Origin of the sequence: Bifidobacterium sp. 2450 (assembly GCF_041900695.1) — a bacterium.
GTDB lineage: Bacteria > Actinomycetota > Actinomycetes > Actinomycetales > Bifidobacteriaceae > Bifidobacterium > Bifidobacterium longum.
This window is the reverse complement of sequence record NZ_JBHEEA010000001.1, coordinates 115,860-139,706: the sequence shown is the minus strand read 5'-3', so window position 1 is coordinate 139,706 and position 23,847 is coordinate 115,860. Positions and strand designations below refer to the sequence as shown.

General features: G+C 60.2%; 17 protein-coding genes and 1 pseudogene. 2 read left to right on the top strand and 16 right to left on the bottom strand.

Going from position 1 to position 23,847, the window contains the following annotated elements:
• Positions 1-264: 264 nt before the first annotated feature.
• From ACEUKI_RS00540 to ACEUKI_RS00495, 10 genes and pseudogenes are all read right to left on the bottom strand, one after another.
• Positions 265-3,000, bottom strand: coding sequence for a bifunctional UDP-sugar hydrolase/5'-nucleotidase (locus tag ACEUKI_RS00540; protein ID WP_374156345.1), 2,736 nt, complete (start codon positions 2,998-3,000; stop codon positions 265-267).
• A gap of 30 nt (positions 3,001-3,030) precedes the next feature.
• Positions 3,031-4,200 (bottom strand): lamin tail domain-containing protein, encoded by a 1,170-nt coding sequence (locus ACEUKI_RS00535; protein WP_374156344.1) that lies wholly within the window; start codon positions 4,198-4,200, stop codon positions 3,031-3,033.
• 142 nt (positions 4,201-4,342) lie between these two features.
• Positions 4,343-5,876, bottom strand: a pseudogene (locus ACEUKI_RS00530) (phosphatase PAP2 family protein).
• 97 nt (positions 5,877-5,973) lie between these two features.
• Positions 5,974-7,074 carry an amino acid ABC transporter permease gene (locus ACEUKI_RS00525; RefSeq protein ID WP_374156343.1) on the bottom strand — a complete coding sequence of 367 codons (1,101 nt, stop codon included), beginning with the start codon at positions 7,072-7,074 and terminating at the stop codon, positions 5,974-5,976.
• Positions 7,075-7,079: 5 nt separating this feature from the next.
• A complete protein-coding gene (locus ACEUKI_RS00520) occupies positions 7,080-7,757 on the bottom strand; it encodes an amino acid ABC transporter permease (RefSeq protein WP_007053211.1) in 678 nt (225 codons plus the stop codon).
• Positions 7,757-8,596 (bottom strand): glutamate ABC transporter substrate-binding protein, encoded by an 840-nt coding sequence (locus ACEUKI_RS00515; protein WP_181896261.1) that lies wholly within the window; start codon positions 8,594-8,596, stop codon positions 7,757-7,759. The genes ACEUKI_RS00520 and ACEUKI_RS00515 overlap by 1 nt, the downstream gene beginning before the upstream one ends.
• A gap of 31 nt (positions 8,597-8,627) precedes the next feature.
• A complete protein-coding gene (locus tag ACEUKI_RS00510; protein ID WP_162097806.1) occupies positions 8,628-9,470 on the bottom strand; it encodes an amino acid ABC transporter ATP-binding protein in 843 nt (280 codons plus the stop codon).
• Between the two features lie 82 nt (positions 9,471-9,552).
• Positions 9,553-10,068 (bottom strand): helix-turn-helix domain-containing protein, encoded by a 516-nt coding sequence (locus ACEUKI_RS00505; protein ID WP_374156342.1) that lies wholly within the window; start codon positions 10,066-10,068, stop codon positions 9,553-9,555.
• A gap of 17 nt (positions 10,069-10,085) precedes the next feature.
• Positions 10,086-10,373 carry a response regulator gene (locus ACEUKI_RS00500; protein WP_374156341.1) on the bottom strand — a complete coding sequence of 96 codons (288 nt, stop codon included), beginning with the start codon at positions 10,371-10,373 and terminating at the stop codon, positions 10,086-10,088.
• A gap of 193 nt (positions 10,374-10,566) precedes the next feature.
• Entirely contained in the window at positions 10,567-11,118 is a 552-nt protein-coding gene (locus ACEUKI_RS00495; protein WP_374156340.1) for a YbaK/EbsC family protein, read from the bottom strand.
• A 531-nt stretch (positions 11,119-11,649) separates the two neighbouring features.
• Between ACEUKI_RS00495 and ACEUKI_RS00490 the strand changes: the two genes are divergently transcribed.
• Entirely contained in the window at positions 11,650-12,615 is a 966-nt protein-coding gene (locus tag ACEUKI_RS00490; protein ID WP_179133629.1) for an endonuclease domain-containing protein, read from the top strand.
• A 456-nt stretch (positions 12,616-13,071) separates the two neighbouring features.
• On the opposite strand, the gene aspS is transcribed toward ACEUKI_RS00490, so the two are convergent.
• Both aspS and hisS read right to left on the bottom strand, forming a co-directional pair.
• Positions 13,072-14,871 carry an aspartate--tRNA ligase gene (gene aspS, locus ACEUKI_RS00485; RefSeq protein WP_115770528.1) on the bottom strand — a complete coding sequence of 600 codons (1,800 nt, stop codon included), beginning with the start codon at positions 14,869-14,871 and terminating at the stop codon, positions 13,072-13,074.
• Positions 14,872-14,906: 35 nt separating this feature from the next.
• Positions 14,907-16,307 (bottom strand): histidine--tRNA ligase, encoded by a 1,401-nt coding sequence (hisS, locus tag ACEUKI_RS00480; RefSeq protein WP_374156339.1) that lies wholly within the window; start codon positions 16,305-16,307, stop codon positions 14,907-14,909.
• 99 nt (positions 16,308-16,406) lie between these two features.
• Here hisS and ACEUKI_RS00475 point away from each other — a divergent pair, with 99 nt between their 5' ends.
• Complete coding sequence (locus ACEUKI_RS00475) at positions 16,407-17,867, top strand: DUF349 domain-containing protein (protein WP_065454857.1); 1,461 nt, start codon at positions 16,407-16,409, stop codon at positions 17,865-17,867.
• Between the two features lie 205 nt (positions 17,868-18,072).
• Here ACEUKI_RS00475 and ACEUKI_RS00470 read toward each other — a convergent pair whose 3' ends face one another.
• From ACEUKI_RS00470 to ACEUKI_RS00455, 4 genes are all read right to left on the bottom strand, one after another.
• Complete coding sequence (locus ACEUKI_RS00470; RefSeq protein WP_115770259.1) at positions 18,073-19,848, bottom strand: bifunctional UDP-sugar hydrolase/5'-nucleotidase; 1,776 nt, start codon at positions 19,846-19,848, stop codon at positions 18,073-18,075.
• A gap of 171 nt (positions 19,849-20,019) precedes the next feature.
• Positions 20,020-20,778: a creatininase gene (locus ACEUKI_RS00465; protein ID WP_374156338.1), complete on the bottom strand. Its 759-nt coding sequence runs from the start codon at positions 20,776-20,778 to the stop codon at positions 20,020-20,022.
• An 85-nt stretch (positions 20,779-20,863) separates the two neighbouring features.
• Positions 20,864-22,063 carry an MFS transporter gene (locus ACEUKI_RS00460; protein WP_374156337.1) on the bottom strand — a complete coding sequence of 400 codons (1,200 nt, stop codon included), beginning with the start codon at positions 22,061-22,063 and terminating at the stop codon, positions 20,864-20,866.
• Between the two features lie 189 nt (positions 22,064-22,252).
• The gene (locus ACEUKI_RS00455) at positions 22,253-23,755 is read right to left on the bottom strand and encodes a PucR family transcriptional regulator (protein ID WP_115770257.1); all 1,503 of its coding nucleotides are present in this window, start codon (positions 23,753-23,755) and stop codon (positions 22,253-22,255) included.
• Positions 23,756-23,847: the final 92 nt, after the last annotated feature.

Genomic DNA, 23,847 nt, shown 5'->3' with positions numbered 1-23,847 from the left:
ATTGAATTTCGTGGATGCGTTCTTATCATCACAATTCGAAGTGGCCAGAATCGTGACTATCAGATTGTCGCTCTCGCTCTTGACCGAGGAGACTTTCATATCGGCAGCGGCATCGAACCCGCTGGCACCTGCTGGGGAACCATACCGCCGACACTGAAGAACCTGCTGTGCTGCAATAGCGCTGGCGCCCTGTCTGATTGGAATATCAGGCAGGGCACCAGCGCTATTGCGTTATGTACGTGTCAGCGCACGCGGCTTCAAGCGCTACTTGCGCGCCGCATCATGACGCTTGACCACGATGGTGACGCCGCCCGCAGCGAACAGCATCGCCAGAACCACGACCAACGCAACCGAGGCACCGGTATCGGCCGTGCGTTCGGTCTGCTGCGGCTTGGTGCTGCCATTGGCATTGACGCTACCGTCATGGTTGCCGTTATCCTTGCCGTCCGTTCCGGTGGACACTCCGGTAACGGCAACGGGCAGCACGACCGTGGTCTTATTGGTCGCACCAGTCACGGTCAGGCTGATATCACCGGTCTTGGTTCCGGCGGGAATCGTGACCTTGAGCTCGGCGGTATCGCCATTCGCGACCTGCGCTTCGCCGACCACCTGCTCGCCGATGGTGGCGGTCAGCTTCGTCTCGTCAGGCACACCCAGCGAGGTAAGCGTAAGCTTCGAGAAGTGCAGCGTGAACGAATCGCCAGCCTTGACCGCGCTGGTCGGGATGCCGGTGACGTCCACTGCGCGGCGGTCGTAGCGCGGGGCAACCGGATTGTTGGCCTTGAGGTAGTCGATCCAGGCGTCGCGGTCCACCAGACCGGTGTCCTTGGTGTTCGCGCCTTGGGCGAAGGCGCGGAAGTTATCGCCGCCCTCCAATAGAAAGCTGAACGAACCGATACGGTAGTTGCGTTTCAGGTCCAGAGGCTCACCGTTGACGGTCACCGAGGTGATGTGATGGCCTTGCGCGGCATCCGGATCATACGTGTAGCTCACGTTGTGGGACAGTCCGAGTTGCAGATACGCGCGCGATGGTGTGCTGCCGTCCGCGTTCGTCTGCCACTGCTGTTCCAGCGCTCCCTTGAACTGCGCGCCGGTAAGCGTGGTGGTCCACAGGTTGTTCAGGAACGGCAGTACCGCGTTGGCCTGGGCGTAGGTGATATTGCCGTCGGCATCGAGCGTGCAGTCGTCATTGGTGCCGGACTTGCAGAATTCGGCACGCAGACCGCCGGGGTTGACCACACCGATTTCGGCCGCGCCGCGGTCCTCGCTTTTGAGCGAATCGAGCAGCGCATCGGCCACCAGATTGCCCATGGTCGATTCGGAGGCGCGGTCGTCACGCTTGCCGTCTTTGAATGCGGTGGTGATATCCGCAGACACCCTGCCGACCTTCTCGCTGCCCTTTTCATCGGCCACCTTAAGGGCCTGGTACACGATGTCCTTCACCTTGGCGACAGTCGGATTCGCGGCGGCGAGCAGGCCATCGTTGTATTCGGCGTAATCGTTGTAGTGCGGATCATTTTTGTCGGCGGGCTGCGAAGCCACCTGCACGGCCGTGTTGCCGGACTTGTCGTAAGACACCGCACCGGTGGCCGTGTTGTAGGTGAGCACCACTTGGCCGACGTTGGCGGCATAGCTACCGGTCTGGATGATCGGCCGGTTGTTGTGCGCGGGATCGGTGTACGAGTACTTCATGTGGGTGTGTGCAGTGAAGATCACGTTCACTGCTGCATCGGTATCGTCCACGATCTTCTTGAACACGGGGCTGTCGGCCTTCTGCTCGTCAAGCGTGGGCTTGGCCGTGGCGTCATCTTCATTGGAGGCTGCACCCTCATGGTATTCGGCCACAATCAAGTCGGCCTCGCCATTGGATTCGTCGCTGTCGGTGAGCTGCTTGGCCACACGGTTCACAGCCTCTATCGGATCGCCGAATTCGATGTCCTTGACACCACCGGGAGCAACCAACGTGCTCGTTTCCTGAGTGACCGCGCCGATGATGCCGACCTTCACGCCGTTCACCTCCTGAATGCTGTACTCGGGCAGAGCCGGGGTTGTGGTGCCCTTCTTGTACACGTTGGCACCGAGGTAATCCCATTGGGCATTGCGCGCGCCCTCCTTGCCGATCACACGATCGGTAAGGTCGGCATAGCCTTGGTCGAACTCGTGGTTGCCCACCGCCGAAGCCTTGACGCCCAAGGCATTGAGTACATCGATGGTCGGCTGGTCCTGCTGTACCGAAGAGTTGAACAGCGAGGCACCAATATTGTCGCCGGCGGACAGCAGCAGTGAGGAGTCAGGGTATTCGCCCTTGAGCTGCTCGATGGTGGCGGCGAACGGCACGGTGAGGTTCTTGCCGATACGGCCGTGGAAGTCGTTGAAGTTCAGCAGGTTGATGGTGGTGCTGGTGGGAACCGGCTGATTGGTTGCCATATAGCCCATACGCAATGAATGGCCATTGGTCACGCCGTCGTCTGCCCAGAACACCGGCTTATACATCTTGCCATCCACTACCTTGGTGGCTTCGGCATCGGGGGTGATGGCAAAGCCTTCGGTGTTCTGCGTACGGATTTCATCCGGAGTGTCGGTCAGCTTGGTCAGCTGCAGCACGCCGTTCTTGAATTCGTAGGTGCCGATTTTGGCACCGGTGTTCGCGTCATTGTCGCTTTGGGCGAGCAGCTGGTTGTGCTCGGCATCCCAAGTCAGATCGCGCGGGCCATCATAGCCGGCGTTCACCGCGGACTGCGGCAGGTCGATATCGGCCACCGGATGTACCAGGTCCTCGCCATTCACGGTTTGCAGCGCGAAGGCGTAGATATGACCGGTTTTCTCCGGTGCGGCGAAGAACAGACCGCCGAAATCATTGCCGAAACCGTCCGGGTTGTAGGTCACTACGTTCTTCGGGTCAAGGTTGGACTGGAATCCGTTGGCGGTCAGGACCGAGTTGGGAATAAAGGCTATGCCTTCCACCCCAAGATTGGCGTCCGCTCCATGGCCCAGTGTCACGCCGAATTGCGTGAGTGCTGCGGTGAGATTTCACTCGTGCGTAGCGTTCAGATCGTGCGCTCCGTCGCCGTTGGCGTCGGTGGTTTTCTCGGTCACGTCATACTGCAGGATGGACGGCCGCGGCACATTCTTGTTTTCGTTGTCGCGCTCGGCGCCGATGAACACGCCCTTGGATGAATCTCCGTTGATCAGCGTGATGCCTTCGAAGTCCACACCGCCCGTGCCGTCCTTGAAGTGCAGCTGCTTGCCGCCCTTGGTCTGACCGTTGTTGGTGAAGGTCCAGCCATCAGTGGGATTCTGCCGCCATGTGCCGTTCTGGTAGACGAACTTGTTGATGGAGCCAGGGCCCTTATCGGCGGTGTTGCCGAGAGTGGGGTTCAGATCGTTGTCGGCCGCCCACAGCACGCCTTGCTTGCCGTCTTTACCGGCTTCATACACCAGACCAGACAGATTGCCGTCAGTATGGTCGCCGCCTTGTTCTTTGGCGCCAAATTCGCCTTCGGCATCCACTGTGGTCACATCGGCCAATCCCGACCATGCGTCCACGGTCATGGTCTCGCCGGTGGGCGGAGTCGGAGTCAGGTCATCGAACACGTTCTGTGCACCGGGCGTGGGCGTATTGGAAAGCGCGAAAGTGCCATCGTCCTTACGGGACCACGACTGACTGTCGCTCATCTTCTTCACGCCGGTTGTACCGGTATTCCATGACGTGGAATCCACCACATCGCTATCGGTAAAGTCGCCGCTGGTAGTGGTCAGATAGACTTCGTCGGCATCGGAACCCAGGCCGGGCTTGGCCTTGTCGGGGTCGATGTATGCCACCAGATATCCGCCGGCTTTGATGACGGTGTCCGTATTCGTTACTTCGCTGGTGCCGATGGTGTAGCGCTTCTTGGCTTTCTTGCCGCTGTCGTAGATGCCCCAGCCCTTCACGTCAACGTCTGTGGAGCCGGTGTTCTTGAGCTCGACCCAATCGCAACGCTTGCTATCCGGGTCTCCGGCAGCTTTCGTATTGCCAGCATAGACCTCGTTGATGATTACGGATGGTTCGGCAGTCGTGTTCTGTTCGGCAGTGGTCTGCTGCTCGTCCGCAGTCGCAGCGGGCACGCCGATCAGGGCGATGCTGCTCAGTGTCACCGCAGCGGTGAGCAGCGCGATGGCGCGCCGCGACATCGCGGTGAAATTGTTGGTGTGGAGCATTACTCCCGTTCCTTCCTCGGGTTGTGCCGCCGCAGCATGATGCTCTTCGGCGGATGACACCCCCCGAGGGTATGGGAGAGAAATGAAGCCGACACCGTATGAAGGCAAACTCGGCAAATCTCCAAACTGAACTTTGGCTGAATTACTGCTGAAGCTGGTTCTTGGATTTGCGTCGAACCGTCCGTATTCCGCCGACAATCGCGATTACAGCGGTACCGATAGCTACGCTGATCAACGCCGGTCGTTGCACGGCATGGAGGGTGGCAAGATCCGGCCCGGCCGCAATGGCACTGTTTTCACCCGCCGATCTATCCGACGCCGGGTGATTGCCCGCGTCGGTGTACTGGGCATTGACCACACTCGGGCCGGCAAGCGCCACTTGGTCAGCGGTCTCGACCTTGGCCACATCGCCGCGCTTATCCAAGGTGACGCGGGCGCACAGGGCTTTGGCCCAGTTGATACGCTGCCAGCCGTCGCTCGATTGCCATAGGGGGTATCCGGAATCCAAGGCAGTGGCTTTCAAAATCGCGTTGCGCTGATCGGCGTGCAGTTCGGGATAGGCCAGTCGCAGCACGTCCGCCGCCCCGCGCGGGGCCACGAAATCAGCGCCGGACTGGGCGGTGTCTTGCGGGAAGGTGTAGGTCAGGCGTGCGGTGTAGACGCGCACGGCCGAGGCTTGGTCCACGACCGGCTCGGTGGCCACTGGGTCCAGAAAAATCGTTGGTGTAGCCGCCCGAACCGGAGGCCTTGGTGTTGGCGATGCAGGCGGCGAGGGTAGTGCCGTGGCCGTCCGCGGCGCAGCGGGACACCAGATAGTCGCGCAGCTGCCGGGACGCGGGCACGATGGACGAAGCGAATTCGTTATGCCAGTACTGCCCGTTCTGGGCGGATGCGCCAATGCGCCCGCCCATGATGTCAAGCGGATAATGCACGCCGAGCACGATGCGGTTGTTGCCGGCCTCCGAAGTGCGGGCCATGATTTGCGGCGCAAGTTCGGGAATCATGCCGGCCAGCGCGATACCCCACGAATAGGCACCGGTAGTGTGGCCGGAGGGGTAGGAACTGTTTTTCTGCAAGTTCGAGTAGCCGGGCACGTGTTCGAGCCATGAGGGCGATTGCTTGATGTCAAGCGTGGCGGGCAGTCCGGCGAGATCGTTAGTGCCGCCGTAGCTGCTTTCCGCACGGTTCAGATAGGGGCGCGGATGCATGGCCGCACGTTTTGAGGCGTAGGTGGAGGCCACGTTAAAGGAGAAGATATCGGCGACGGCGTTGAGTTTCCCGGATTTGAGCCCTTCGCTCATATATTTGCCAAGCACCGGACCGAGCGCGTCCGGCATGGTCTCCTCGGCTTGCAGATCGGAGTCGACGAGTGCACGCTTGCGTTGGGCGTTCAGGCCATCCTTATCGAGATTTTCGGCGGCTTTGTGGTTAATGGACACGGCCAAATCTTCGTCGAGTTTCATGGTATCGGCGCGGAGCACCTTACCACCGTGTTCGGCATCGGTGGGGGCCTGCCAATAGTTCTTTTCGTAGTCGGAGAGCAATGCCACCCAATCCGGGTTGGACAGCTGGTCGGCCTGTGCGATTGCAGGCGTCGCGGCTAGCGTGGCCGCCAACGCCAGCGGCGCAATGGTCGCAATGGCAAAAACGGAGGATAGGTGCCGGAACATCTTCATATGTTCCAACCTATCCTCCGTGAAGGCTACGTAGCCGGAGCCCAGTCAAACACTCAGTAAATTCTTCGTGCTGGCTTAGCGGCGATTGAGATGACCGTCAGGCCTCTGGCTTGTCTTCGGGCTTGCGGAACGCCGGGAATTCGCCGGTCTCCGGGTCAACCTGTGACTCGGGCTGGGTGGCGTCATATCCCTGTTCGTAGCGGGTGCGCCGCCAGTTGCGAATCGAGGCGTTGGTGCCACGGTGATGCACATGGTATTTGCGCGGCGCACCGCCCAGCGGCAGCTCCTCGACTTCCTTGGCCACAGCGATCTGGTTGACATTGGACGGATCACCGGCGGCGATCGGGGCCAGCGGCTCGGGCTCGGCGGGTGCGGCCGTACGCTGCTGCATGCGCGAGGGCAGCCATTCGGCGAGCCTCGACAGCAGCCAGCAGGCGACGAAGTAGATCACCGCAGCCATGACCAGCGTCTGCAGGATGTTGAAGTACATCGAGCCGAGTCGGCGCGATTCCTGCAGCAGGTCGGTATACATGATGATCGAGCCTAGGGCGGTATCCTTCAACACCACGACCAGCTGGGTGACGGCGGCCGGCAGCATGGCGTAGACGGCCTGCGGCACCTCGATCTCCATGAGCGACTGTGTTTCGGTCAGGCCCAAAGCGAGCGAGGCCTCGCGCTGGCCGCCCGGCAGATTGCCGACGCCGGAGCGCACCAGTTCGGCGACCACCGAACCGTTGTACAGCACCAAGGCCAGCACCACGGCCCAATAGGACGGGCTGGGCAGGCCCGCGAACGCGAACCATCGCCAGAAGAAGATCATGAGCAGCAGCACCGGCACCGCACGGCAGAACTCGACGATCGCGGCGGAAACGCCACGTACCAGCGGGTTCGGCAGCAGTCGGCCCACGCCGAACACCAGGCCGAACACCACGGCACCCACCACGGCCACGACGGTGGCCTTGATGGTCATCCACAGTCCGGGCAGGTAAAAGTCGGTCCACGCTTCGCGTTCGATGGCGGGCTTCCACAGCTCCCAGCTGAGCTGATTCTCGCCGTCCGGCGGGTTGTGCAGGCGCATGAGGATAAGCACGAGCACCACCGCGAACAGAATGCCTGCGATCCAGTTGACGATGCGAATGGTGCGCCGGCCCTTGGGACCGGGCGCGTCGAACAGCACGGAATTCGAAGTATCGGCCATATCCGTCACCTCCTTACGGCGAGCTTGTTGGACAGGTACGTGGTGAGCATGCCGATGGGGATGATCAGGATCACGTAGCCGAGCGCGAAGATCAGGAAGATCTGGATGATCACGTCGGGGCGGAATTCAATCATCTCGCTCATCAGCGAGGATGTTTCGGTGGCCACGGATGCGGCGGCGGCCACGGTGGAGTTCTTGAGCAGTGCGATCAGCGTGTTGCCGAGCGGCGCCACGGAGCCTCGGAAGGCCTGCGGCAGGATGATCTCAGTAGCGGACTGCATGAAGCCCAAGCCCAGCGCTCGTGCGGCCTCGGCCTGGCCAATCGGCACGGTGTTGATGCCCGAACGCAGCGATTCGCACACGAACGCCGCCGTGTACAGGCTCAGGCCGGTGACCGCGAGCCAGAAGAAGTTCGTGGCGAAGGTGTCGGAGAAGCTGAGCTTCAGCTGCGCGTAGGCACCCAGCACCATGAACACCATGATGATGGTCAGCGGCAGGTTCTTGAACAGTTCCACATACGCACCGGCCACGGCCCTGAGTGAGGAAATCGGCGAGATGCGCATCACCACGAGGATCACGCCGAGGATCAGGGAGAACAGGGCGGACCACAAGGTCAGTTCGATATTGACCAGAAACGCGCCGAGCACGTCATACTGGCTGAAGAGTTCCAGGAATCCGCTCATCAGGCCTCCTCTCCTTCGTCCGGGACGGGCGGGTTGTAGCGTACGTCGGGCGTGTAGTTGGTGCCCTTGGTGTTATCGCTGATGGCGTTCTCCCACGAGCCGTCCTGAATCATGTCCACGATGGCGTTGTTGATTTTGGTGGCCAGCTGCGTATCGCCCTTCTTGATGCCCACGCCGTAGTATTCCTGCGTGAACGGTTTGCCAACCACCTTGAGCTTGCCGCGCGAGGCGGAGGCCAGACCGGCCAGGATGATGTCGTCGGTGGTTACCGCGTCCACGATGCCGGAGAACAGGGCGGTGGCGCATTCGGCGTAACCGGGCTGTTCCATGAGCTGGACTTCGGAGGCGAACTTCTCCTTGACGGTGGCGGCCGAGGTCGAACCGGTGACGGAGCATAGGCGCTTGCCGTTCAGGTCTTCGGGGCCGTTGATGGAGTTGTCGTCCTTGCGCACGAGCAGATCCTGTCCGGCCACGAAGTACGGGCCAGCGAAGGAAACGGCCTTCTTGCGCTCGTCGGTGATGGAGTAGGTGGCGAGGATCATGTCCACGTCGCCGTTCTGAATCATGGCCTCACGCTGCTTGGAGGGGGCTTCCTTCCAGATGATCTGGTCTTCGGAATAGCCGAGTTTCTTGGCGATGTATTTGGCCACGTCCACGTCGAAGCCCACGTAGGTGCCGGACTTCTTGAAGCCCAGGCCGGGCTGGTCGAATTTGATGCCGATGCGGATCTTGCCGGTTTCGTCCGCGCCACAGGCGGCCAGCGACATTGTGCAGGCCACGGCGGCGAGCGCGGCGATCACGCGGCAAGCCTTCCGTTTGAACGTATTGGTGAATGTCATTGGATTGCGTACCCGTCTTTCAGTGGGTTCGTCAGTGGGTGAGGATCTTCGAGAGGAAGTCCTTGGCACGGTCGGTCTGCGGATGCTCGAAGAACTCGTCGGGCGTGTTCTCTTCGAGAATCTGGCCGTCTGCCATGAAGACGATGCGGTCGGCGGCCTTGCGCGCGAAGCCCATCTCGTGGGTCACGCAGATCATCGTCATGCCTTCATGCGCGAGTTCGACCATCACGTCGAGCACTTCGTTGACCATTTCCGGGTCGAGTGCGGAGGTGGGCTCGTCGAACAGCATGACCTTGGGGCGCATGGCGAGCGCGCGGGCGATGGCCACACGCTGCTGCTGGCCGCCGGAGAGCTGGGAGGGCATCTTGCTGGCCTGGGAGTCGACGCCCACGCGGGCGAGCAGGTCCATGGCCAGTTGCTCGGCTTCCTTCTTGTCCATGTGACGCACCTTGATGAGGGCCAGCGTCACGTTTTCAAGAATGGTTTTGTTGGCGAACAGGTTGAACGACTGGAACACCATGCCAACTTCGGCCCTGAGGTTCGCGAGCTCCTTGCCTTCCTGTGGCAAGGGCTTGCCGTCGATGCGGATGTCGCCGGAATCGATGGTCTCGAGGCGATTGATGGTGCGGCACATCGTGGACTTGCCTGAGCCGGACGGGCCCACGACCACCAGCACCTCACCCTTGGCGACGGTCAGGTTGATGTCCTTGAGGACGTGCAAAGCACCGAAGTGCTTTTCGACGTGGGTCAGTTCGACTAGCGGACGGTTCGGGTCCTCTTTGCCGGGAACCAGCGGGGTCAATTTGGCCTTGCTTGGTGATGTTGTGCTTGTCGCGCGCGAACGCACTGCTGTTTCATTGTTCGTTTCAGACATGAGTGGGAGGATAACACACCGACGTTTCCAACGTGTTCACAGTATGTCCACACAGTTGCTCAGTCGATGTCTCATTTCCGCATCAGACATCGTGATGGCGGCATAAGCGACTTCGGCATGTCTCCCGTTTCCGGAAACATCGCGGGAGGCCGACCGACTTTTGCCCCAGGATGAGTTGGGGCCAGCAGTGGGACAACGGTGGCATGAGTCTCACTGGGGAAACCCGCGCTGGCAGGCCGACCGGGCACGGCGCCTCGAACGGGAGCGCCGCCAAACCGAGCGTGATGACATCGCCCGAGCCCTGCACGACCGGATCTCCAACGATCTGGCCTACGCGATCATGCGCATAGACCGGGATATCGAGCGTGCAGACGCATCCGGCCTGATTTGCTGTGAGGTAGGCACGAATTGCCTCGGACCGGGTGGCAACGCCGAGCTTGGCTTTCGCGTGCTTCATGACCACGAAAATCGTGGAGGCTTTAATCCCGAGCTTGGCGGCATTTTCCTCGGTACTGAGGTTCGCCGCATACAATCGCAGTACATCCTGTTCTCGTTTTGACAAGCTGGCAGTCGGGCGCTCGGCCGAGGTCAAGGCCACCTTGGCTTCCGGTGCTGTCAGGAATCCCTCGCCAAGCTTGGCGTGACGCTTTTGGCAATCAGCCCTTGCGCGCCTGAATCAATGGCCATCTGTCGGTAATGGTCCAGCGAATACGACGTAATGCCCAATATGGCGGTCGCATCCTGCGTCTCGCGGATGCGGCGGCAGACATCCGGACCGAGAATATCGGTCAGGGGCATATCCAGCAACAAGACGTCTGGTGCGGCGTTATCACTTTCATAGACGCGATGATGCAGGGCTTGCGCGCCGGATTCGACAGCCCAGACCACCTTTGCTCCGGCCATTGCGCGACCGACCGTTTGCGCCAGCAGGGCCAGCGCGAACCGGTCGTTATTCCACTATCCCAATCGTCAGCATGCATTCATCATGCGTCAGGTGCGTAATCATTGGCAAGCAACGTGGCCAAACCTACCATCATTCGCCATCATATGGCATGGGAAATCGAAGCACAGCGCCCCGTTAGCCAACAGCCAGCCGTCAGCCGCGCGGCTTGCCGAGTGCGGAGACGAACTGGACGCCGGGAATGTCGACGAAAATGGAGCTATCGACCACGAGTTTGGACGGGCGGATGCCAGAGCCCAAGTAGAGTTTCGGAATCGTGAGAATGTGCTGATCAACCAGCAGCGGCCAATCGGCAGGCAAGCCAATCGGCGACATGCCGCCGGATTCCATGCCGGTGGCTTCCACGGCCGCGTCGATCGACGCAAAACTGACCTTGGAGACCTCCAGCGTGTGCTTGACTACGCCGTTCAAATCGGCGCGAGTGTCGGCCGTGACGAATGCGGCGGCGAAGTCCGGCGGCGCCTTGCGGGTCTTGTGCGTGTGAACGACCACCACATTGCCGGTGATCTCGAACGGAATGCCGTATTTCGGGCACCACAGGTCGGTGTCCGATTCCTCGTCGGTGTTGATGGTCACGCCCAGAATCTTGCTTTCCGGCACACCTGCTGCCACCAGCTCATTGAGCTTGTCAAACACCGGCTTGGCCAGCAAGTCCCCATCATGCCAGTCCAAAATCTCCAACGTCATATGAGCCTCCCCTTGTCCGCAGCGTCGTGCTTCCACGATATGTGCCGATGTTGTTGCGCTTGTAACGCACGGCAGGTTCTTCTGCCGGATGGTCTCTGCGCAACACATCACACGGCTTGCTACGGTTTCGTCATGTTTGCTCATCACATTAGCCGCGACGCGCGGCTGCACCGGGGTTCCTATACCCGTTGCTTATATCGGCTTATATCAGATCGCGCTGAGGCATACGCACTGAGGCACTGAGGCCAAACACAATGTGCAAAACCTGGCATGTATTCCCTGTGGGAAGCGGAATACCCTTCGTATTGCTATTGCGTACGGCATTTTCTCGGAAATGCGCTAAGCGTTTGAGCATGGCCAGTTGTTCGCACACGATGAGTGCTGTTATACGGTGGACGACACTCCCGAATCGCGGTGGATAACCGGGCGCAACACACGATATGCCGGTGGATAACCAGTCCGCACCGTTTAAGTTATCCCCATTTTCCAGTTTTGCCCTTGTGCCACTGTGGAATGCGCTACGCTCGGCGCATGAACGGATACAGCGAAGTGCCGCACAATGGGTCGCACAATGGCGAAATCAACAACTATCTGCGCAAAGATCTTGACACCAAAGCCACGGCCAAGAACACGGCCTGTTGGAATCTGCTGGGCAAAGTGCGCACAGAACGTACGTTGTGTTTCTCGCTGTATACCGCATTGGAATTATGCGGCGTGGAGTTGCCGAGGCACAGCACGTTGCCGCAGAAGGACTTTTATGTGACGGTGAAGAGCAAAGGGGCCCGCTCTTCATTGAGCAATATCGACTATCGCATATGGAATGCAAAGTTCAGCAGTATCACCTTTTCAAACGGCGTAACCTGCATGCATCCCATGGATGCGTGGATACAGTTTGCCCAATATCTCAGCCTCACCGAATTAGTGGTACTGGCCGAAGCACTCATCAGACGTTATGGATACGCCATTGAACAATTCGCTCAACGACTAACAGCCTTTCACCGCGTTATTGGCCGTGCGCGTTGTGAGGCGGCGCTGAAGCTCGTAAAACCTTCGGATTCCGTTCAGGAAACTCGTACGCGCTTGGTGCTTATGCTTTTCGGCCTGCCCATACCGCAAACACAATACGGCATTACCGATTCAGAGAACGGATACACCTACACCGTTGACATGGCTTATCCACAATACAAAGTCGCTATTGAATATGATGGCGATCATCACCGTCGCTTCCGCAAACAATATGTGCGGGACCAGCAAAAACGTCGACGTCTGCGACAATTGGGCTGGACCGTCATCGAGGTGTTCGCCGATGACCTGTGGAACACCGCCAAACAACGTGCCTTCGCACAAGAGGTTGCCACCGCGATGCAAATACCGCTTCCTGGCCGTCCTCAACCTTCATGCCGGGTATTAACAGACGGCAGCCTTACCATCAATGCGCGCAAAGGGGAATACAGGAGGCGGAAACAAGCAAAACACAACAAAGCCTCACAACATTGACCAATCACGGGGTCGTACTCGCTCCTCATGGGGCGGCAATTTGCTCATGGGGCGGTTTGAAGAAATTGTGAAACCGCGGAATTAAGCCATTTTGATCTACCGCCCCATGGGGTTTTCACCGCCTCATGGGTTGTTTACCGCCCCATGAGGAAGTTACCGCCCCATGGAAGGATAATCGGCAAACGCCAGGGGGGACACCGCATGGTGCGAGGTTTGCCGCATGGCGGAGGTGCCATCGGGCGGAGTATTCGGCACCCCTTGGCAGGTATTTGGCACATTGGGCCCACCCGCAAAAAGCAACTGGCCCTTGGAATTATTCCAAGGGCCATTTGCGGCTAATAGCACCGGAGCATTACTCCCCGAAAATTAATCTACGCGTGCGGAGACCGCCGTTCGAAGCCGAAGACGCACTGAAGTACGTCGAGTGCTGAGGAAAGGCGGTATACGCTCCGTAGATTAGTTTTCGTCGGCGTCCGGGTCGTAGTCGACGCCAGTCTCGGCGCGCTGCTCGTCGGAAATCGGGGCCGGAGCACCGGTCAGCGGGTCGCGGCCGCCGCCGGCCTTCGGGAAGGCAATGACGTCGCGGATGGAGTCTGCACCGGCCAGGATGGACACGGTGCGGTCCCAACCGAGGGCCAGACCCGCGTGAGGCGGAGCGCCGTACTTGAATGCCTCAAGCAGGAAGCCGAACTTCTCGTCGGCCTCTTCCTTGGTGATGCCCAGCACATCGAGCACACGGGCTTGGATGTCGTCGCGGTGGATACGTACGGAACCGCCGCCCATCTCCTCACCGTTGCAGACGATGTCGTAGGAATCGGACATGGCGTGCTCGGGATCCTTGTCGAACTTGTCAATCCAATCCTTGGAAGGCATGGTGAACGGGTGGTGCATGGAGGTCCACTTGGAGTGGCCGACAGCCACATCGTCATCATCCGGATCGTCGGTGGGCTTGAACAGCGGGAAGTCCACAACCCAAGTGAAAGCGAACTTCTTCGGATCCAGCAGGCCTTCGCGGGAGGCGAGCTCCACACGCACGGCACCCAGCAGCAGCTGCGCGGACTCGCGAGAACCGGCGGCGAAGAACACGGCGTCGCCTTCCTCGGCGCCAACGGCCTCGCGCAGGCCGTTGCGCTCCTCATCGGACAGGTTCTTGGCGACGGGGCCCTTGAGCTCGCCGTTTTCGCCGAAGACCACGTAGGCAAGGCCCTTGGCTCCACGCTGACGAGCCCAATCCTGCCAAGCGTCGAACTGACGACGCGGCGTGGCGGCACCGCCCTTGAAGACCACGGCACCCACGTACGGGGCCTGGAACACGCGGAACGGCGTGTTCTTGAAGTACTCGGTCAGCTCCACCAGCGGGTTGCCGAAGCGCATGTCCGGCTTGTCGGAGCCGTACTTGTCCATCGCATCCTTCCAGGTGATGCGCGGCAGCGGCAGCTGGACCTCATAGCCGGCGGACTTCCAGATGGCGGCGATGACCTTCTCAGTCATGGCCATCACATCTTCCTGGTCCACGTAGGCCATCTCCATATCGAGCTGAGTGAACTCGGGCTGACGGTCGGCGCGGAAGTCCTCATCACGGTAGCAGCGGGCGAGCTGGTAGTAACGCTCGACACCGGAGACCATGAGCAGCTGCTTGAGGAGCTGCGGGGACTGCGGCAGGGCGTACCAGGAACCGGGCACCAGACGGGCCGGCACCACGAAGTCGCGGGCGCCTTCCGGGGTGGACTTAATGAAGGTCGGGGTCTCGACCTCGGTGAAGTCCATGTCTTCCAGCGCGTGGCGGGCGGCCTTAGCCATGTCGGAACGCAGCTTCAGATTGTGCTGCATGGACGGGCGGCGCAGGTCGAGGTAACGGTACTTCAGACGCACGTCCTCGCCAGGCAGCTTGTTCTCGGACTCATTCTCAAGAGCGGTGGAAACCTGGAACGGCAGGGCGTCGGACTTGGCGAGGATCTCGATGGTCTCGGCCACAACCTCGATCTTGCCGGTGGCCAGATGGGTGTTCTCGTTGCCATCCGGGCGCAGGCGCACTTCGCCGGTAATCTGAATCACGAATTCGCTGCGCAGCGGGCGGGCCATATCCTCGTCGTAAATGACGACCTGCACGAGGCCGGTCGAATCACGAAGGTCGATGAAGGCCACGCCACCGTGATCACGGCGTCGGTCAACCCAACCGGCGAGGGTGACCTTCTGGCCGACCAGGGCCTCGGTCACTTCAGTGGCATGATGTGTTCTGTAAGCCGTCTGGCTCATTGTCTTGTTTCTCCTCGATTTTTCGCGCGAATACGTCAGATTTCGACGGTTTGCTGGGCAACCACAGTATCCGGCTCCCACGACGTGCAATCGGCGGCAACCTGCTCGCCCGTGACGATGTTCTTGACCTCGTCGCCAGCGGGCTCTGCGCCTTCCGCACCTTCGGCAGCGGTGGCCGGGAACCACACGTACGGAATGCCGAGTTTGTCCGCGTACTTGATCTGCTTGCCGAGCTTGGCCGCGGTGGGTGCCACGTCAGTAGCGATGCCGCGCGCACGCAGTTGGTTCGCAATACGATTGGCGGCCGGGCGGTCCTCTTCATTCCACACAGCGACCAGCACGGCGGCCGGGCTGACACGGTTGGCGTGAGCGCCGGCGGTGTGCAGCATGTAGCTGACCAGTCGGCTCAGGCCGATGGACAGGCCCACGCCCGGGTACTTGCGGTTGCCCTGGGAAGCGAGATTGTCGTAACGGCCACCGGAGCAGATGGAGCCGAGTGATGCGGCACCGTCGAGGAAGGTCTCGTAGACGGAACCGGTGTAGTAGTCGAGACCACGGGCGATCTTCAGGTCGGCGATGACGGAACCGGGGCGGATGGCGGCGGCTTCGTCGACGATTATGGCCAGGGTATCGAGTCCCTGACGAGCCAGCGTGTAGGCCTCGGAATCCTTGACGATGCCGTGAGCCTCGCACAGCGCATCGAACTTGGCGGCAAGCTCGGCACCGTCGGAGGCGGTGAGCTCGGCCAATTCGAGGCAGGCGCGCGCCTGTGCTTCGGTGGCGCCGCAGGTCTCGGTGAGCAGTCGGGTCACCTCATCGGCACCGATTTTGTCGAGCTTGTCGATCTCGCGCAGCACGCCCTCGACGTCCGTCAGACCAAGGCCTCGGTAGAAGCCTTCAGACAGCTTGCGGTTATTGGCGTGCACGGTGGCCTTGGGGAGGCCATACGCGCGCAGCTCTTCCAGCGCGGAGACCATGACCAGCGGCAGCTCCACTTCATAGTGGTCGGGCAGGTCGCCGGCGCCGATCACGTCGATGTCGGCCTGCACGAACTCGCGGAAGCGGCCTTCCTGCGGACGCTCGCCACGCCACACCTTCTGAATCTGCCAGCGCTTGAACGGGAACGCCAACGCACCCGAGTGCTCGACCACATACCGGCTCAGCGGCACGGTCAGATCGAAATGCAGGCCCAAACGCTCTTCAATCGGAGTGTCGGATTCATGACCGACCTCCTGCAAACGACTCAGCAGGTAAATCTCCTTGCTGGTCTCGCCTTTTTTCAGCAAAGAAGCGCCGGTTTCCACCGCTCGCGTCTCAATGCCGATGAAGCCGTTGAGCTCAAAAACCTTACGAAGCGTATCGATAACACGCTGCTCCACAACACGTTCGGAGGGGAGCCACTCCGGGAATCCTGATATTGATGCACCTTTAGCCACGGAATCAATATAATAGGTGAGGGTTGCGTCAAAACTTCCTGGTTCGCCCGGGATGGGAGACGCTCCCGCTTATGCATTCTACGCTTTAAGGAGCTGGCCATGGCCGACGAAACTGTCACCGAACCCGTAAACACCGCTGCGCCCGAAGAGCAGGCAACGACACCCGCACCCGAGGCCAGCGCGGCCACGCCGGCGCCGACTCCGTCCCCCGCTTCCATGCCGAAACCGCACGCGCCCTCCCCCGCCGCCTTCGCCAAGAAGACTCCGGCGGCCAAGCCGCGCGCTGCCGCCCCGGCCGCCGCCACCGCCGCCTATTCCGAGGCTGATGTCAAGGCCGCCGAGGCCTTCGGCCGCGTGGATGACAACGGCACCGTCTTCGTCAAGGATGGCGACGCCGAGCGCGAGGTAGGCCAGTTCCCGGATGTCTCCAAGGAAGAGGCGTTGGCACTGTACGCCCGTCGTTTCCTGGATCTCAAGGCCAAGCTCGATCTGCTGGCCACCCGCCTGGCTTCCCCGAACATCAAGGCCCGTGAAATCGACGAATCCGTGAAGCTCTTGGGTGAAGAAACCTCCGAGCCAGCCGTCGTGGGCGATCTTGCCGCACTCAAGGCCCAGTACGAGGAGCTGAAGGCTGCCGGCGAGGCCAAGAAGACCGAAATCGCCGAGGCACGCAAGGCCGCTCAGGCCAAGGCCGTTGCCGAGCGCACCGCCATTGTCGAGAAGGCTGAAGCACTGGCCGCTTCTCTGGGCGACAACACCAACTGGCGCTCCACCGCCGACAAGTTCCGTAACCTGTTCGACGAGTGGCAGAACCACCAGCGCACCACCGTGCGCATCGACAAGCCGGAGGCCGAGGCGTTGTGGAAGCGATTCTCCGCCGCCCGCACCACCTTCAACCAGGCTCGCCGCAAGTGGGCTCAGGCTCGCGACAACGAGCGCACGGCCGCCAAGGAAGCCAAGGAAGCGATTATCGCCGAGGCCAATGAGCTTAAGGATTCCACCGCTTGGGGTGAGACTTCCCGCAAGTTCAACGATCTGATGGACCGTTGGAAGAAGGCCGGCCGCGCTGGCCGTAACGAGGACGACGAGCTGTGGGCCAAGTTCCGCGAAGCCGCCGACACCTTCTTCAACGCTCGTCAGGCCGATCGCGATCAGATCAACTCCTCCGAGAAGGAGAATCTGGCTGCCAAGGAGGCTCTGCTGGTCAAGGCCGAGGCCTTGGTGCCGGTGAAGACCGACGCCGAGGCCAAGAAGGCCCGCCAGGAGCTGGCCAAGATTCAGGAAGAGTGGGATCAGATCGGTTACGTGCCGCGTGACGATATGCGCCGCATCGAGAACCGTCTCGACGCCGTTGACAAGCAGATCAAGGCCATCGAGGATGCCGCTTGGAAGCAGACCGATCCGGAGGCCGACGCCCGCAAGTCCAGCTTCGAGGAGCAGCTCAACGCCCAGCTCGCCGAGCTCGACGCCAAGATCGCGGCCGAATCCGACCCGAAGAAGAAGGCCAAGCTCGAAGCCGAGAAGGCCACCAAGGAGCAGTGGCTGAACGCCATCAAGTAAGGGTCTCGCCAGGTGCCCCTCGGAGAGGGGAGCTGGCAGCAAGGCTGGCTGAGGGGAGTTTACGGTTATACCGCAAGCTCCCCTCAGCCGTCTACGGCGACAGCTCCCCTCAGCGAGGGGAGCTTCGTCGTATTTATGCCGTTTCCTCCTGCCCTATACTCATAACTTCACCCCATAGTTCCTCAGTCACCCAGCAATTGGTGTCTTACGCCTGAGTCCCTACCGGTGCTGCAACAACTGCCGTGAGTCCTTGATGTGCGGCCAGATATTCATGCAACGGCTGGCTGTATGGCATATTCAGCTCGCCGTAATTGGTTCCGGCACGGAAAGCTGGGTAACTGTCGCCGCCCTGAAGCAGATATGAATTGGACGCGATAATCACCAGGTCATCGTCCGCAATCGGTCGGCCGTCAACGGCGAGGTTCACGATACGAACCGCCGCATGTTCGTCGGCAGCACACTCGTCAGCGTCAGCGTTGGTATCAGCGTCGGCATCGGCATTGCCGCTCTCACCAGCCGTACCGCATTCGGCATACCGATACGTCACGTTCGAGGAGATGCCGAGCCAGCGCCGCTCCAGTCGCCCATCGTCACGGCGAAATTGCTCGGCAAGCACTCTCTTCACATCGCGCCCGGTGAGCGTCTCATGCGCGGCCTTGAACTGCAAGGCCATGAGACTATCCACCTCGCGCACGGTGACTTTGCCATCGCCATTCATATCAAGCCGTGGAGTCCGCAGATTGCCATTATTCGAAAATCCGATTACCGGCAAGCGATTCCCGGCATACACATGCTTCATGATTGACTCTCGGTTCGCGTCCGCCACCAGCACACCGACCGTATTCCCGTGCTTATCCGAACCTTGTTTGTCGAAATTCACGCCAGAGGCCAAAGTGCCAATCACCGCGCTGCCGGTATGGTTCGCATATGTTGCCGCCGCCTGGTAAATATGCTGCGCGCGCGATACCTCATCGTTCTCCTCAGCACCGGCAGACATCCAAGCGGCTTGCGCCGGATGCGCATTAAGCCCCTCCACGCCCAGCACGCCGTCAACCGCCGTATGGCTGGTGCCATTGCCGAGGTCAACGTCGGCCACTCGCACCGTGGCGCGACGCCCGGCACCGGTGATGATCAAATCCTGCACGGCCATGTTCCGCCCAAAGCTGCCCGCCTCGTAAATAGGCGCGCCACCCGCGGTCGTACCGTGCTTAATCGCGTGACTGTGACCGGTGTATACCACATCAACATCTCGCCCAATATCGGCGGCGGCTGAGGCATCGGCGTGCAGCGAGGCCACCACCGCATCCACCTTTCCGGAGCGCTTGAGTTCACGGGCCACGCGATTGATCGCGTCCACCGCCCGCTCGTCAAGGTCGGCATCGCGCGTAATCTGCGGAGTGGCTACCGAGCCGAGCGCATCAGTAAGGGCGCCCACGAAACCCATTCGCTTGCCGTTCACCGTTCGAATCGTAGAGTCACGTACGTGGCTCAGCAGTCCGTCAGACGACTTATTGGCGGCAGGCGTGTTGGCGCACAGCCAGTCGATGCCGTTGCTGGGATCAGCGATGCGATTGTTGAAATCGGCGACACCGCGGTCGAACTCATGGTTGCCTACCGCCGAAATCGTCAATCCCCACGCTTTGGCCATATCCAGCGTGGGTTGGTCCTTCTCCACCGCCGACTCATACGGGGAGCCTCCCACCAAATCGCCGGTTGATACCGGAATCATATTGCCGGGATTATGGCTGTCAGCCACGGTGAAGGCGGTGGCGTTGTCTGCACCACGTTCGATATGCCCGTGAAAATCAGTGATGTCGGCGATGGTCACCGTACGAGTGCCGGAAGATGGATTATCGCCGGAAAAAGGAACGGCTCCCGTGGTTCCAGCACAAGCATAAGGAACCACCAGAGCCGTAAGGATAAGCGCTACTGCACCAAAAGCGATCCCCGATCGCTTGCCGGCCCACCGCCGGTTCTTCATATTCCTGCTCACACCAGTCACGCTAGGATCGTCGATTGAACGGCCATGCCTAGGAAGGCGACTCTCAGGTGAATTCTTAGCGGCGTCTTGGGATGGGAAAGGCCTGACCCCGTACTATCAGGGTCAGGCCTTTGCAACCCGAGTCGCTACGAATGCGTCAGCAAGGGGAGATTACTCGCCAAATTCCTCGGCGCAGATCTCAGCTACCGCATCCACGCACGCCTCGGCAATCAGACGGCCGCGTTCGGCGCTTGAGCCGGCCGGATTGGCGAGTCCGCCGTGAGCGGGAACGTCACCTTGGCGCACAGGGTAACGGACATAGGATTTCGCCGTGGCACCGGCTTCCTCGACCATACGGTCCATGTGCACCAGTTCCGGCGCATAGTGGAGCATCAACGAAGTTTCGGTGACGGCCGCATGCTCCAATGCCCTGCCGGGGAACACCAATCCATCGAACACCTTGTCGATAACCGACTGCGGAACCGGGTCCCACCAATTGGTTTCCACGATGGTGGCCACTCCCCCGGTTCCGCGGGTGACCAGATCGATGGCCTCGACGATGAACGCCTCGTTTTCAAAATGCGCGTTCATGACGACGATCTTGGTGAAGCCATCGGCGATGAGTTCGCTCAGCACGTCGTGCATTTGGTTGATCACTGTCACGCCGTTCATGTCGATAGTGCCCGGGAACAGCGGCCCGCCACCGGAGAGCGGCTTGGACTTGTATCCGTAGCTCAGGGTGGGCAGCACGGTGCCGTCGATGCGCTCCGCCAGATCTTCGGCGACCCGCGTGGCGAGTACCGTGTCGGTGCCGATGGGCAGATGCTGGCCGTGCTGTTCGGTCGAACCGATCGGCACGATGACGGGACGAGTCTTCGCCTCCTTGAATTCCGGCCAGGTCATGTGGTCCATACGGCGGTTGCTACCCATTGCAGTACTCCTTTAGGTTGGTGGTGGATTGGATGGTCGATGAATACGCCCGGCTCCCTCGGGGAAGGAGCCGGAGCTGAGGAGATCAGATGTGATTCAGATCCTTGTCGGTGTTTTCGTGGGAGAGGATCATCGCGACCAAGGCGATGGCCGCAACGCCCACCATGTACCAGGCCGGGGCGATGGACGAACCGGTCAGGGCAATCAGGCCAGTGGCGATGAACGAGGCCGTACCACCGAAGATGGCGTTGGCCAGATTGAAGCTGAACGCGAATCCGGTGAAGCGCACGGAGGTGGGGAACGTCTCGGTCAGGTAGCTGGACAGGGTACCGTCGTTGGCGGTCAGGGTGGCGCACATTGCCAGCTCAACCAGCAGCACGGGCCAGAACTGGGAGGTGTTGAGGATGAGGAAGGCGGGAACGGTGAGGACGATGAACGCCACGCAAGCGCCGATAAGCACCTTCTTGCGACCGAATTTGTCGGAGATGTGGCCCATGCCGAACACCATGAACACGTAGGCGAACATGCCGCTCTTGGCAGCGATTTGACCGTCGGCGGAGGCGGCGCCCTTGGACTCAAGCGCATCGTTCATCGACTGGTAGACGGGGGAATCGGCGAGCTTGGCGCGGATGTACAGCACAATCAGACCGAACGGGCCGGCCAGCAGGAACGGCACACGCCATCCCCAACCGACCATCGCGCTAGAGTTCATGTTGGCGGCCATCAGCGTGGCCAGAGTAGAACCGGCGAGCAGACCGATAGCGGTGGAAGCCGGAATCAGCGAGCAGTAGATGCCGCGCTTTGAAGTGGGCGCATATTCGCCGAGGAACGTGGCCGCACCGGCATATTCACCGGAGGCGGAGAAGCCCTGCACCATGCGCAGCAGTAGAAGCAGAATCGGCGCGCCAACGCCAATCACCGAGTAAGACGGCAGGCAGCCGATCAGGAAGCTCGCACCGGACATGAACATAATCGAGTGGGCCAGTGCGGCTTTACGGCCTTTCTTATCTCCATAGCTACCCCAGAACAGTGCGCCGATTGGGCGAAGGATGAAGGATAGCGCGAACACGCCGAAGGTCTGCAGCATGGCGACGGTGTGATTGTCGGTTGGGAAGAACACCAGGGCGATAGTGGTGGCGAAGTACGAATAGGAGGCGTAGTCGAACCACTCGATGAAGTTGCCGAGGAAGGAAGATACCGCGACTTTTCTGACCATGGCCTGTTCTTCAGTTTGCGGGGTGGAATTCATCAGTCGTGCAGATGTAGTAATCGTTGCGGAACTCATGATGTCACCATCCTTTCAAGGATGTGCTGTTCGTGTGACTGAATGAGATTCAAGTGGGAATCCGTTTCGCAGCAGGTCGACCAGCGCCGCGATAGCCTCGACTATGCCCTTGAGTATTTGCTGAAACGTGAATCGTCGATTAACCCGTTCGGCGTAGAAGTGGACAGGTTGCCCAGTGGTGCTGGCGCATTATCCACCATGCTGTTCTTGCCATGATTTCGTGAGTTTGGCGGCGAATAGCAGCATCGACCAGTTCGGTTTGTCGTTATAGTCGACGCCGACCATTTGTGTCACTTTGTCCAGTCGGTTGTACAGGGTTTGCCGTCTGATACCCAATTGCTCGCACGCGCCGGTTTTGCTATCGAGGTTGTCGAAGCAGACGCACAGTGTGTCCAGCAACAACGGAGAGGCGGCGACCTCGAATCCGATGGTCTGCATCACGAGCATGCGCATCGCCTTGTCCATATCAGAGGATGCGACGAAACGGTCGACGAGTGCGGACATGGTACTTACGATTCGCCCGTATGCCGGTTCCTGATTGGCGATGTCACGCAATACCGCGAACCCGTCGACCAGCGTCACCGTGTCCAATGCCACTCGGCCATGCACCACGTATACACCGTCGCCTTCCAGCACGGCAAGCGCATCCATGCAATGGCGTCCGAATGCGGCCGCACCGTCTGAGGAATCGGTGGTGGAGCACCATCCGACCATCAAGTCACCTTCCAGCATGCAGGAGACGGCGCATCCCGACCGTTCTTCGAACCGTTCGACCATCGTCGATACATGGTTGATGCCTTCCACCACCGATCTGAACCGAAAAGCGAATGGCATATAGATGCATGATCCGGTAAAACCCAGCGCTTCGAGCATCGCATGCGCTTCCTGCGCCTCAAATGTATTGACGTGCACGCCGTCGGCCGGACCCATACTCAGATGATGCATCATGCTCATGCGCGCACCGCCGTCAATATAAAGGGCGGCCACCGGAGACACGATGGTGGCGATGGCCCGACGCATCGTGGCGTCGAAAGTCATGGTGCGTTGCGTGATCTCCAATGCTCCCACCGGCCGGGAGCGACTTTCAAGGGCGATGACGGCGCTCGATTCGTTGCCGGCATCGAACGCACGACCCGCTCGAGCGGCCAACAGACCGTCACCATCGAAAATGGCGACGCTTTCGCCGAACAGCGACGCAATGGTTTCGGCCACAGCCTCGATATTGCCGGTACGGGACAATCCCTCACGTAATGAAGTGGACATTGTGTCCACCTCCAATTGCAAGTGCATCTGTTCGTGCACGATAGCGGTATTGACACTCTGACAGATGTCGACAAAAGGTACGCGAGATTTCAGACCAATCAACGTCAACCCATGCAGCCTGGCCGCAGACACCAGTTCGTCCGGCATCCGCACCACACCCTCCACCAGTTCGACCACCAGAGCGGCGACACCAGCCTTTGCCAGGCTTGCTACATATTGTCCTAGCGTGCCGTGCCAATCGGCGGCGAGCAGAGCGTTGCCCTCGATAATCAGCATCTCACCGCCTGAAAGGAAGCTGGAGACATCCTCTCGCTCGTTGGTAAACACCCATCGCACTGGCATATCGAGGTCTTTGCCTTCGACCTGCACCACAGGATCGGCTCGTTTGAACTGCGTGTTATGAAGCACACTGCGAATCGATACAGTCATACAATCTGTCCATTCCCCCGCGGAACACCGGTCGTTCCGGTTAACCTCACCGCAAAGCGTGCTGTTGACAATAACCTCAGTTGGTTACGCGG